Below are 11,983 nucleotides of genomic sequence, written 5' to 3' on the forward strand. Positions count from 1 at the left end.
GAACCGGAAGGAGATTAGTCATGGCCACTCTTCAGCTCGCAGTTAACAACGACAAGCCGCAGCAGGCCGGGCAAGCTCCAGCAGCTCCACTTGCGCCATCGAAGCCGGAAATGAGCTCGCTGCGCATGTGGTGCGCGGTTGTCGGCTCGACGCTCGGCGCTTTCATGGCGGTCCTAAACATTCAGATCGTCAATGCCTCCCTAGCGGACATCCAGGGCGCTATCGGCGCTGGCAAAGACGACGGTGGTTGGATTTCGACCTCCTACCTGATCGCCGAGATCGTGGTGATCCCGCTTTCCGGATGGTTGGCCCGGGTTTTCTCCGTCCGCAATTACCTGCTTGTTAACGCGGTCCTATTCCTACTTTTCTCGATGGCTTGCGCTTTCGCAGTCAACCTTCAACAGATGATCGTTCTGCGGGCGATCCAAGGCTTCTCGGGTGGCGTGCTCATCCCGATGGCTTTTACAATTATCATCACGCTTCTTCCTAAGCCGAAGCAGCCGATCGGACTGGCGCTGTTTGCGCTGTCTGCCACATTCGCCCCTGCGATCGGTCCGACCATCGGTGGTTACCTGACGGAGAATTATGGGTGGGAATTCATTTTCTACGTTAACCTGGTCCCTGGCTCGATCATGATCGCAATGCTCTGGGCGTCCCTCGACCGCGCTCCGATGAACCTTGGCCTGCTTGCAAAGGGTGACTGGCCGGGCATCGTCACGATGTCGGTCGGTCTCGCGGCCCTCCAGACGGTCCTCGAAGAAGGCAACAAAGACGACTGGTTTGGTTCGGACTTCATTGTGCGTCTGTCTGCCATCGCCGCAGTTTCGCTTACGCTCTTCCTGATCATCGAACTGAGAACCGCACATCCGCTGCTGAACCTGCGCCTGCTGCTTCGCCGGAACTTCGGCTTTGGTATTGTCGCGAACTTCCTGCTGGGGATCGCCCTTTACGGCTCAGCGTTCGTGCTTCCGATATATCTGTCGCGTATCCAGGGCTACAATTCTGAACAGATCGGCCTTGTTCTTGCCTGGACGGGGATTCCGCAACTGCTGCTGATCCCGCTGGTTCCACGGTTGATGAAGCGTTTTGACCTGCGCCTGCTCATCGTCTTCGGTTTCGCGCTTTTTGCCGCATCGAATTTCATGAACGTGCACATGACAGGCGACTACGGCAGTGACCAGCTTTTTTGGCCCAACGTGGTCCGCGCAGTTGGACAGGCGATGGTATTCACGCCGCTCTCTGCGATCGCAACCGCTGGAATCGAGCAGGAAAACGCAGGCTCCGCTTCCGCCTTGTTCAACATGATGCGAAATCTAGGGGGTGCCGTGGGGATTGCGTCGCTGCAGACCTTCATATCGAAACGCGAGCAGTTCCATTCGAACATCCTTACGAACTCCGTCAGTGTTTTCGAAGAAGCCACGAGGCTTCGTGTCGCACGCCTTACCAACTACTTCATGTCGCACGGTGTCAGCGACCAGGCCACCGCCACCCATAAGGCGCTGGTCGCCATGGCAGGCAGTGTCCGCAAGCAAGCAAATATCATGGCGTTCAGTGACACCTTCTTCCTGCTCGGCGCGGCGCTTGTTGTTGCCCTGCTGGCCACGCTTCTTCTGAAAAAGCCCGGCCACGTTTCCGGCGCAGGCGCTCATTGAGGACTATGGCAATGACTATCACCATGCAGAACCGTATTACGCGCAAAGACAAGGGCGCGACCGCCCTTAACGCCGATCAGTCTTCCGTGCTTTCCATTCTCGAATGGCTTTCGGGCGACGAATGCCACTCTATAGACGAGGCCGGGCTGATTGCTGGCCTCGGGAAGAGGCTGCGCCAGATCGGACTACCGATCGACCGGCTGACGCTTCACCTGATGACGCTGCATCCTGAAATCCTCGGCCGCACGCTCGCGTGGGCACCTGGAGAACCTGTCGAGGTCCACGACCGGGAGCACGGCATGAAAATGGCGTTCGCGACCAGCCCGCTTCGTCAGGTAATGGACTCGCGCGAGCCGATGATCGTTGATGCGAATGACACGAAGTGGCCGTGGCAGCATATAGACGTCTTTGAGGACAGAGCGCTGGTGCAGCTCGTGATCGCCCCATTGTGCAATGTCGATGGCCCTGTCAGCGCGGCGGTGTTCGCGACAAAGCGCCCATCGGGTTTCTCGCTTTCGGAAGTGCAACTGATAGAGCGGATTCTTCCCGCGCTGCGGAACACATGCGAAATGCGGGTAATGCGTCAGGCCGAGCTATCCTTGCTCGACGTGTACATCGGGCCAATGACCGCCCAGCGTATTCTGGCGGGACGCATTCGGCAGGGTGAGATCGAGACGATGGAAGCAGCGCTCCTGCTCTGCGACCTCCGTGGCTTCACCGCGCTGTCAAACCAGTTGCCCGCCGAGAAGGTGCTGGAGTTGCTGAACGCATACTTCGACGTGGTCGTACCCGCTATCACCACCTATGGAGGGGAAGTCCTCAAATTCATGGGTGACGCCGTTCTGGCGTTCTTTCCGAGTTCCGACGCGGCAGCGGCATGCGAACAGGCGCTGGCGGCCACAGACCGGGTACTTGACCAGCTTTCGGGTTTCGCAGTGGATGGTGTGAGCGTCGGGGCAGCGGTCGCCTTGCATTACGGCAGGGTAAGTTACGGAAATATCGGCTCCGGAAGACGCCTCGATTTCACTGTCATCGGCCCGGACGTGAACCTGCTTAGTCGCATACAGACGGCATGCGGCACGCTTGGAAAGGCCGTGCTTATGTCCGACGCCTTTCGGGAGCGCGTCGGCACCACACGCGTCGTTTCCACAAGATTCCACCATCTGAAGGGATTCGAAGAACCGATCGAGCTCTTCACGATATCGACGTCGGACCGACAAGCCGATTGAGGCCTCACGACGTCGCCGACCTGCGGCGGCGCGACGCGCCGCCGCGCAACCAACCAAGGAAAAGAAAAATGCAACCACGTTTCAACTTCGGCAAGGCTTCGCCTGAATCGTACAAGGCAGTCGCCGCCCTGGACGAGCACGTTCAGAAGTGCGGTCTTGAAGCCCGCTACATCCACCTTATCAAGCTGCGCGCGTCGCAGATCAATGGCTGCGCGTATTGCGTCGACATGCATGTGAAGGAGGCCCGTCACGACGGCATGTCCGAACAGTGGATCAATCTAATGTGCGTGTGGCGCGAGTCGCCGGTCTACGACGAGAAGGAACGCGCTCTGCTTGGATGGGTTGACGCGGTGACGAAGATCGCCGAGACAGGCGCGCCCGATAGCGACTACCAAGCTTTGAAGGCGCATTTCTCGGAAGAAGATATGACGAAGATCACCGTTGCGATCGGTGCGATCAACGTCTGGAACCGCTTGGCGATCAGCTTCCGTGTTCCCCATCTCGTCGAAGGCGCTAGCAAAGCAGTCTAACCCGGGATGAGTGCGGACCGGGAGCAGGCGGCCCCGGTTCGGGCCGGCGGACGCGACTACCTACCATGGTGTCGCGGCCGCTGTGGCTTTCGCTCCCTGACACGCCGGCAATCACATGACATGGTGGGCGGGGGCATGGTACTAGGCTTCATGACGAAGCTCGATCCACAGCCTCCTTCAAGGCTGGCACCACAGCAAAATCGCAGCCGGGAAACCCGAGCGCGGATTCTCGCCGCCGCAGATTCCCTACTGCGTGCGCAAGGGGTAGACGGGTTTTCAATCGGCGGGATTGCGTCGTTGGCAGGAATTCCGATCGGAAATATCTATCGACGGTTCGAAGGAAGAGACGACATCTTGCATGCTCTGAAAGATGCCGTCGCGGGCCGTATCGCCGAGGCCGTGAGGTCAGCGGTTGAAACGGAGTCAGCTCGCGATGTAGCTTCGTTTATCGAAGCGTTTGCCGAAGCGATCATCGGGGTTTTCTCCAGCGACGAGGAGCTGCACAGAGCTCTCTTCGATCCTCGCGCTGCCAGCCCAAAGATGCTTGAGACGGGACAGAACGTACGCTCGGCGATATACTCTCAGTTCAACGCTGGGCTATCTACGCATCTTGCCGGACTTGAGCACCAGACCGCAGAGACGGCGGCAAAGGTAATATTTTCAATCATTACTAACGCCGCTTTGACCAAGGTGCGAGGTCAAGACCCGATCATGCGTTCGTTGGAATGGGACGAAGTCAAGCGGCAGTACAGCCATGCAGCGATAGCGTATTTACGGGAGCTGCAGTCACTTCGGTGACCATTCCCTGGGGCTTTACCGCGACCGATATAGGGCCGACCCCCAGAAGACATTCTCCTGCACTCTAGCAACAGACAAAAAAGTCGCTACAGTGTTAAAAATGCGAACGCGAGTCGCTTTCTCTTTTACGGGTAGCTTGCGATGGAATGCATTGACTTTATGGAGCTCAGCAGCGGTCTTATTACATGGTTTACAAACCAGGATATTGTCATCGCTGATGACGTGGCGGCACTGCTTTTCGGCCTAGACGAGGACGACTGCCATCTTGGTGTCACCGTTGCCATGTTCCTGGCGGGTATTAGCTCGAAGGACCGTCCGAGAATCTCGCAGGCCATTTACGCATGTATCGAGCGTTGCGATACAATCCATGAAGTCTTCGAGCTTCAAACCGACGGAAAGACAAAACTGGTGGTTATGAAGGGGCGGTCTATAGGTGATGTCTTGTTCACCTGTATCGTCACCGAGATAGACAAGGGACGGGCCTCAGCGAAGCTCCAAAATCTTTGTCTCGCTGCCTATGAGGTGGCGCGGCAGGAGAAAAACGATTCCGCTGCACTCCAGTTGATCCGCACTCTTTCGCTTCTTTCTGAGCAGCCACCGGCTCATCGAACGCACTAAATTACGGAGGTGGTAAGCCTAGAATGAAACGATTGTGACGTGTTTCAACTATATCCGACGGGCGAAGTCACCTACACCCGAAGTACTATTGCCAAAGGCAAGGTATGAATCGGACAAGCACGTATGCGAATGCTGAAAACCGGAAAACGGGGCGGACGGCCAAAACGCGTTCAGTCGGGCGCTTTAGAACAACGATTGATCGACGCTGCCGCTGCATTGTTCGCCGAAAACGGTTTCGACGCCACCTCGGTCGACTCGGTTGCCCTGCGCGCTGGGGTCAGTAAGGCCACAATCTACACCCGCTACGACGACAAAGCTCAGTTGTTCGCAGCAGTGGTGCGCAGGYAGATCAGCGAGCTTTTTGAGAACCTTGATTTCGATGCAACAGAAGGTGACGCAACTGAGGTCCTGCTCGAAGTCGGGCGTCATGCGCTTGAGCTGGTAAACCGCCCAGAAACAACAGCGATCTACCGAATGGTGATCTCACAAACTCCACGATTTCCGAAACTGGGAAGTTTGATGGATCGTGAAGGATTCCAACGCGGGCAAAGTGGTATTGCTCACTTGCTGCACAAACTCTCGGAGCGTGGTGAGGTCGAAATTGACGATTTCGACATGGCAGCTGAACTGTTCTTGAGCCTCGTAATAGGGCGATTGAGTAGACTTGCGCTGCTAGGTCTGACCGCAGACAACGAGCGGATCGAGCTCGGTCTGAGGACGTCTGTTCGGCTTTTCTTGCAAGGCGTACGGAGCGGTACTTAGACGCGAGGCATCAAAGTGGGTTGCTCGTCGCCCGATAGCACGGCATCCAAGGCAGGGTAGCTTGCGGTGAGGGCTGCCTCGCTTCTGACCGAACACAATATTTTCAGCTCGAAACGATCGCGCAGTTGAACGGTCGACTGGTCCCAGTCGACCGAAGCATTGCACGGCTGCAGCCGGGATGCTTCTCGGACAAAAAAGGGACGGCCTTCTCTGCCTCGTGGATCGACGTGTAAGCTGGGTACTGATGTATCGAAGCCGGGCCCGCAGCTTTTCGAGCCGACGATTGCATAGGTGACACGCTTTTGAATGATGCTGCGCAAACCCAACCAAGTCCCTTGCGGCAGTCGGTCGATTAATGAAGACCCCGATACTTCGCCTCCGTGGGCAGCGCGGCGATCCCGCGGGTTAGACTGCCGCGCTCCCGAAAAAGTGTCGTTCATGGTACCAGTGCGGGGACGTCAGGGATGGCTCCCGAGCTAGAAGGGTTTCGTTTGGACCTGCGTCGCATTCGTGCTTGAAACCTATAAAAATGATCGACGTCTCTATTTTCGTTGCACGTGCAAACTCGCACCCTGCAGTTCGCTCGATATGGAGCGAGACGATCTCCGGTGTGGCATTGTGTGAGCCGATCAAACCCTGAGCCACGCAGACAGGGGAGAGATTTGGGCCGTTGTATGCCGCAATCAGAGCGTTGCAGTCGAACTCGAGCATCGAGAAAGACAGCAGAGAAACACTTAAATGCCGCACATGTCCCGTGTCGATGTCGAGCAACCGTCCGTCTGCTGCTCTCTCGCGCGAGCAGCCGCGCCCTTGGAACCTGTACCAGAGCGAATTTCGAGCTATGTAATCGGCCCTCCAGTTAAAGTCGTCAGGTCTCTCGTCGGTGGTTGCGAGGTCGCAGACTTGACACAGAATTTCCAGAAATTTCGCTCGATAGCTCGCCACGGGCATATCCATAGCTCCTAGAGAGATTGTGATGCCAAGATGCAGACCGCTGCCAGTGCGATGCAGGCAGAATCTTCTATCAAAGCAGCCGGAAGGTCCCGCCCAAATAACCGAGCCAATCTTTCGCGGGCCATCGAGCCTCCGAGTGTTCCCGCTAGCGAACCGAGAATTCCGGCGGCTCCACCCAAAAATGTGAGGTCATGAATCGCTCCCAGCGTTGCGCCAGAAACCGCACCTGTCAGAAGTCTGGCAGAAATTTGAACGGGCACCAACCGAGAAGGAGTGGAGGCGAGCTTGTCGGTAAACAGCTCGAAACAAGCCAGTGCTGTTAAAATTCCCGCTGCCAATCTCGATGACATGAAATAAAGCCACGACGTGGAGGGTACGATGTAAATCAAAAGGAGCGCGCCCCATGAGGCCGCAGCGGGTGCGGTGAAAGCCCGTAAGCCCGACGCAAGACCTAACGAAAAGGCCAACAATACTAACATAAATCGCTCCGAAAAATCTTGTTACGATAAGCGAGTCGGCCGCAGCGGGATCAATCATCCGGCACACCGGGAACGTAGACGTGGGTGGTTATAGGATGGCCTGGCACGGGGCCGGACGCTACACACAACGCCACTATGATCGCGAGGATTCCCGCTATGATCAGAAGTCCAATAAACCCGGCGGAAGCCTGCTCAGGTGTTTCTGTCGTTCGAAATTTCGGCATGTCGTCTCCTGCCGCTACGCTTGCGCCCCACTTTAAAAAAGGGCCCGCCGAGGAGGCTGAGGGCTCGGCGGGCAGTTTGCAGCACGGCCGGCGGATGGCTCGTCTGCGACCGTGCGATTGTCGCACGGCTGGGGGAACGTCCTGAACTTTACACAATGGGAGGAGACGGGATTGTACCGTTTCGCCACTTTTGGAACACCACGGCCGTGATTGGGGGCGGCAGGCAACCTTCACGGTTTGCTTCGATTTTAGTGGCCGAAACAGGCCATTCAGGCGGTTTTCGCTCCAGACTGTATTCCACCAAATTCCGAAAATCAGAGGAATTAATTGCTGCAAGCATGGGAGATTTGCATGTCGATGCTCGAGCTTACCAAGACCAACCACCAAGGCTACAGGACTATGACCGCCTACCGCGTCCACAAGTTCGGCGGACCGGATGTCATCCTTGCTGAACGCCTTCCTTGCCCACGTCCGGGACCGGGGCAAGTCCTCGTGAAAATCGGCGCGATCGGCGTCGGCCCGTGGGACGGTTGGATACGCGCGGGCCAAAGTGCACTACCGCAACCTCTTCCCCTGACACTCGGTTCCGACTTCGCCGGGGTGGTCGCCAATGTTGGCCCCGGAGTTGTAAGCGTTAAACAAGGAGACGCTGTTTTCGGCGTTACCAATTCGCGCTTCGTCGGAGCGTATGCGGAATACGCCCTTGCGGAGGCGGAGATGATGGCAAAAAAACCCGTTACCATTGACGACGTGGCAGCCGCGTCGGTGCCGGTCGTCGCGGTTACCGCGAAACAGGCATTGTTCAAGCATGCTCAGCTTCGGGCGGGCCAAAGGGTTCTAATTCACGGGGGTGCCGGAAACGTTGGATCGTATGCGGTCCAACTTGCAAGCAGGGCACGACTACATATCACGGTGACCGCCTCCGGGGCCGCCGAGAGATATCTCTACGGTCTCGGCGCAACCAACGTCATCGATTATGGGAAGACACGCTTCGAAGACGTCACCCGCGATTTCGATGCGGTCATCGACCTTATCGGAGGAGATACGCAACGGCGCTCTTTCGAGGTGTTGCGACCTGGAGGTCGTCTAGTTTCCGCCGTGTCGCAGCCGGATAGGGAGATCGCGGCAGCGGCTCGGGTCGACGCACGGTTCTTCCTCGTCGATGTCACAAGTGCTGACCTGATCGATATTGCCGCAGCGATCGACGTGGGTGAGCTCTCCACGAATGTCGGGGAAGTCCTACCATTGTCGATGGCTTCTGAGGCGCACAAGATGCTTGACGGCGACCGTTCTCACAAATCCGGGAAGATCGTCCTGACAGTCGACTGAACGGTTTTGGCCGCAATCGTACAAATCAGTCTGTTCGCTGCAAGATTTAGCCGGAAGGTGCCGCCATTGTGAGCCGGGCGAAATCCGGGGGAGCACATGAGCGGTACCGAGCGTGACGATGTGGATTTCGATCGGTGGATGCACTCGAAATTCAGTTTCGAGCCGCGCCAGCCGTTGGTCATGCGGCAACTGGACAAGGCTCCGATCACCGTGACCGAGATGCATTGCCGTTCGCCCGATCCCGAAAAGTCATCGCCCATTCCTTCCGAAGACAGCCTGCTGGTGACAATCCATGTCAGCATCAGTCCGACGTATGACCTCTGGATCGCCAATGATTTCATGAAGACCAACCCGTTGGCTGCCGGAACTACGGTCCTTTATGACTTGAGAAGCGAACCCTCCGTTAGAGTGTTGGAAGAGTTTCATCACGTCAGTTTCCACATGCCGAAGTCAGCCCTGAACCAGATAGCGGAGCGCGAGGGTCTGGCGACGGTCGACGAATTTCGACTTTCCCTCATGGACGGGCATCAGGACCGCGTTTTAGCGACACTCGGAAAGACAATTCTCCCTTCGCTCAAGAGGGCGGAACATGCCAACCGACTTTTCACGGATCATGTGACCATGGCCACGGCATCTCACGTATTGCGGACCTACGGGGTCTCCAGCGGGCGGTCGCCAACGCGCATGGCCGAACCAAAGCAGCTTTCGCCATGGCAAAAGGCGATGGCATGCGAGATGTTGCGGGCACATTTGGACGGTGGGATTTCCCTCGACGACATCGCGGCACAGTGTGGGCTGCCCGCCCTTGAATTTGCGAGGTCATTCAGAAAGACAACCGGGATGCCGCCCTGGCGGTGGCTGGAAGCTTGTGCGGTGGGCACGTCGCGCGATATTTTGCTTGTCCGGCCATTCATCCCGCTGGATCAAGTACGCGACATCGTGGGATTCGTAGACATTCCTCACTTCGTCGCAGCTTTCAGCCGTCACGTCGGGGTCCACCCCGAGATTTGGCGTGTGCAGCATTAAGACTGTGCAAGAGCGCCCTCGCTTTCCTCTCAGGATCGAACGCAAGCCGCCTCTATATTTCGCGGCACCGTCCCGACATCGATGAGATAGCTCGTCAGTGCCGCTCTGTTTAGACGCCCCAGTCTAGCTGAGCCCGCCCGCTGCCGGGACGAAGCGGCAACGCGTTTTTTTGAACATAAGAGAACGATTTGGACGCCATGGCCATATAGAGCGTCTCCGCGCGCGCCAACGGGCACTCTGCCATTGCCCGAACATTCCTCCCTAAGCCACAGCTTGTGTCTACGGAGGAGTACCAGGACGATGACAGAGGTTGAACCCGGAGGTGGGCAATTCGGCCGCGAGCTCCGCACTGCCTTTCAAAACGAAAGCGCGCGAAGCGCTGTTATTAAGACCGCGGCCCTGTCGGTACTGGAGCTTACGGAAATTCGATCACCCAACCAGCGACTGGAGACCAAACCGCTTCCCCGCCAGGACGCGTATATGGTCTCGCTTTACCTTTCCCCTGTTCGGTTTGTCAGCATTGGGGAGGTGGATGCCGAATGTCCGGCGGTGAACGTCGGGCCATGGGAGGCCGTATTTCAGGACCTCAATCGCCCCATGCGTCTGAACTTCGAGCACCCCTTTCATTCTATTAACCTGCACATTCCCCGCCATGCGCTCGACGAGGCGGCCGAGGCTTGCCAGTCCGAAGAAATCGCGGGCTTGGTTTCCCAAGTGGGTCGAGGCGTCTACGACGAGACCGTCATCAATCTTATGAAGGTTTTAATGTCGGCGCTGCGCTCGGGCGAGCGGCGCGAGGATGGTCGTCTTAACCATGTCGGAGCGGCGTTGGTAGCATACTTGGCGCAAGCGTATGGGGGAATGACTCCTCACAGTCGTCGACGCCGAGGCGGCTTGGCTCCATGGCAGCAAAAGCGAATACAAGAGCTCATAGCGGCCGGAACAGAGGGCGGTCTCACCGTGGGCGACCTTGCGGACGAGTGTCGGATATCGCATCGTCATTTTCAACGAGCCTTTCGACAAACGATGGGCACAGCTCCTCACCTTTACATTCAGAACGCTCGCGTCGAGCAGGCCAAGTTACTGCTGAGTCAGACGAACGCTTGTCTCGGCGACGTCGGGCTCGCTTGCGGGTTTGCTGACCAAAGCCATTTCACAAGGGTTTTTGCGCAATTGGTCGGAATGACGCCGGGGGCATGGAGAAAGGCCAAGTATTCAATCAATAGTGGGAGTTAAACTACGCGAGTTGCCTTTTTTAACGGAGTTTAACTCGCTCACTAATGATTTAGGCTCCAGAGTGATCCCATTGATAGCTTTGGAGCGGGTCATGAACCAGTTTGGCAGCCGACAGCAGCAAAGTACTGATTTCGCTGAGCGCTCGGGTGATTGGGGAACTCCAAGTCGCGCCCATTCCGCCGCGCAAAATGGAGAATCGACCTCCAATCTGCCAAAATCAGTCACGAATAAACTGATTGGTGCGGCGCATGTGGAGGGCATCACTGTCGTCGTTCAAGCTGGTGGCTCGTCCAAGAACGTCGTTTTTGTCGAAGGCTGCCATACGGGTTCTGGCGACGACGGGCAGCACTTTGAGGTTTTCCTGCCAACCGATGCCCTCGTTAAATGTGCGCGAAAATCTGGAATTAAGAACTTCTACGGCTTGTCCGTCGAGCGGGGGCAGGAGATCGAGGACGAGGTCATCTCTGACTTGGCAACGTGCTTGAAACTCAGCCACAGGAGCGAAAACGGTGGCAACACACATTTCGCTGAGCAGATCATCCTTGCTCTTTGCGCTCATGCTGTTGAGCGATATGGACGTTCGCAGAGTGCCAGTGGCCGTAACTGCAATCAGCTCGCACCATGGCAGTTGAAGATCGCCAAGCAGATGCTCTCCGGGGACATGCGTTCGACGCCGAACCTTTCCGAAGTCGCGAAGGCTTGCAGAATTTCGACCCGTCATTTCACGCGATCGTTTACCGACACGGTCGGAACTTCACCGCATCAGTGGTCGGTTCTTGCACGCCTTGAACACGCTAAGGCGATCCTGATAGACCGGACCACATCACTGGCGGAGACCGCCGTGTGCTGCGGATTTTCAGATCAGAGCCACTTCACCCGGGTGTTCACGAAGGAGTTCGGCACGTCCCCAGCGAAATGGAGGCGTTCCCTCGATCAGAGCAGCCCCTGATCGGCTCGCGCAGATTGCGGTTACAGGCTTCGCTTCAGTGGATGAAGAGTAAGCGCGATCTTCCATGCACATTGACGTATGCGGCATCACCGCACCGGCCCCTTTTGCGAAGCGATATCCGGGCCTATCAATTGGCGGGGTTTTTGGAGAAGCGGAACGGAAGTAAGTCGCCGATGTCGGCAGTTTCTTCGCGCTGA

Annotated in this window: 12 protein-coding genes; 10 read left to right on the plus strand and 2 right to left on the minus strand. The window is 57.0% G+C overall.

What is annotated here, in order from left to right; genetic code table 11:
- The first annotated feature begins 20 nt into the window (after positions 1-20).
- From AC1DNK_RS22055 to AC1DNK_RS22080, 6 genes are all read left to right on the plus strand, one after another.
- A complete protein-coding gene (locus AC1DNK_RS22055) occupies positions 21-1,652 on the plus strand; it encodes an MDR family MFS transporter (protein ID WP_477943342.1) in 1,632 nt (543 codons plus the stop codon).
- A 23-nt stretch (positions 1,653-1,675) separates the two neighbouring features.
- The gene (locus tag AC1DNK_RS22060) at positions 1,676-2,881 is read left to right on the plus strand and encodes an adenylate/guanylate cyclase domain-containing protein (protein WP_477943360.1); all 1,206 of its coding nucleotides are present in this window, start codon (positions 1,676-1,678) and stop codon (positions 2,879-2,881) included.
- Between the two features lie 68 nt (positions 2,882-2,949).
- Complete coding sequence (locus AC1DNK_RS22065) at positions 2,950-3,411, plus strand: carboxymuconolactone decarboxylase family protein (RefSeq protein ID WP_477943343.1); 462 nt, start codon at positions 2,950-2,952, stop codon at positions 3,409-3,411.
- Positions 3,412-3,561: 150 nt separating this feature from the next.
- Complete coding sequence (locus AC1DNK_RS22070) at positions 3,562-4,209, plus strand: TetR/AcrR family transcriptional regulator (protein WP_477943344.1); 648 nt, start codon at positions 3,562-3,564, stop codon at positions 4,207-4,209.
- Between the two features lie 141 nt (positions 4,210-4,350).
- A complete protein-coding gene (locus tag AC1DNK_RS22075) occupies positions 4,351-4,827 on the plus strand; it encodes a hypothetical protein (protein WP_477943345.1) in 477 nt (158 codons plus the stop codon).
- Positions 4,828-4,950: 123 nt separating this feature from the next.
- A complete protein-coding gene (locus AC1DNK_RS22080; RefSeq protein WP_477943346.1) occupies positions 4,951-5,589 on the plus strand; it encodes a TetR/AcrR family transcriptional regulator in 639 nt (212 codons plus the stop codon).
- Here AC1DNK_RS22080 and AC1DNK_RS22085 read toward each other — a convergent pair.
- Together AC1DNK_RS22085 and AC1DNK_RS22090 are read right to left on the minus strand one after the other, a co-directional pair.
- Positions 5,586-6,029, minus strand: a complete 444-nt coding sequence (locus AC1DNK_RS22085; RefSeq protein ID WP_477943347.1) for a hypothetical protein — start codon at positions 6,027-6,029, stop codon at positions 5,586-5,588. The two genes, AC1DNK_RS22080 and AC1DNK_RS22085, sit on opposite strands and share 4 nt — an antisense overlap.
- Before the next feature lie 522 nt (positions 6,030-6,551).
- Positions 6,552-7,022: a DUF4126 family protein gene (locus AC1DNK_RS22090; RefSeq protein WP_477943348.1), complete on the minus strand. Its 471-nt coding sequence runs from the start codon at positions 7,020-7,022 to the stop codon at positions 6,552-6,554.
- Between the two features lie 575 nt (positions 7,023-7,597).
- On the opposite strand from AC1DNK_RS22090, the gene AC1DNK_RS22095 reads away from it, so the two are divergent.
- The 4 genes from AC1DNK_RS22095 (at position 7,598) to AC1DNK_RS22110 (ending at position 11,786) form a co-directional block, all read left to right on the plus strand.
- On the plus strand, positions 7,598-8,575 hold the full coding sequence (locus AC1DNK_RS22095) for an NADP-dependent oxidoreductase (RefSeq protein WP_477943349.1): 978 nt from the start codon (positions 7,598-7,600) through the stop codon (positions 8,573-8,575).
- A 96-nt stretch (positions 8,576-8,671) separates the two neighbouring features.
- On the plus strand, positions 8,672-9,601 hold the full coding sequence (locus tag AC1DNK_RS22100) for a helix-turn-helix domain-containing protein (protein ID WP_477943350.1): 930 nt from the start codon (positions 8,672-8,674) through the stop codon (positions 9,599-9,601).
- Positions 9,602-9,901: 300 nt separating this feature from the next.
- The gene (locus AC1DNK_RS22105; RefSeq protein ID WP_477943351.1) at positions 9,902-10,837 is read left to right on the plus strand and encodes a helix-turn-helix transcriptional regulator; all 936 of its coding nucleotides are present in this window, start codon (positions 9,902-9,904) and stop codon (positions 10,835-10,837) included.
- Positions 10,838-10,928: 91 nt separating this feature from the next.
- Positions 10,929-11,786 carry a helix-turn-helix domain-containing protein gene (locus AC1DNK_RS22110; RefSeq protein WP_477943352.1) on the plus strand — a complete coding sequence of 286 codons (858 nt, stop codon included), beginning with the start codon at positions 10,929-10,931 and terminating at the stop codon, positions 11,784-11,786.
- The last annotated feature ends 197 nt before the right edge of the window (positions 11,787-11,983 follow it).

Source organism: Rhizobium sp. 01N424 (assembly GCF_056399485.1).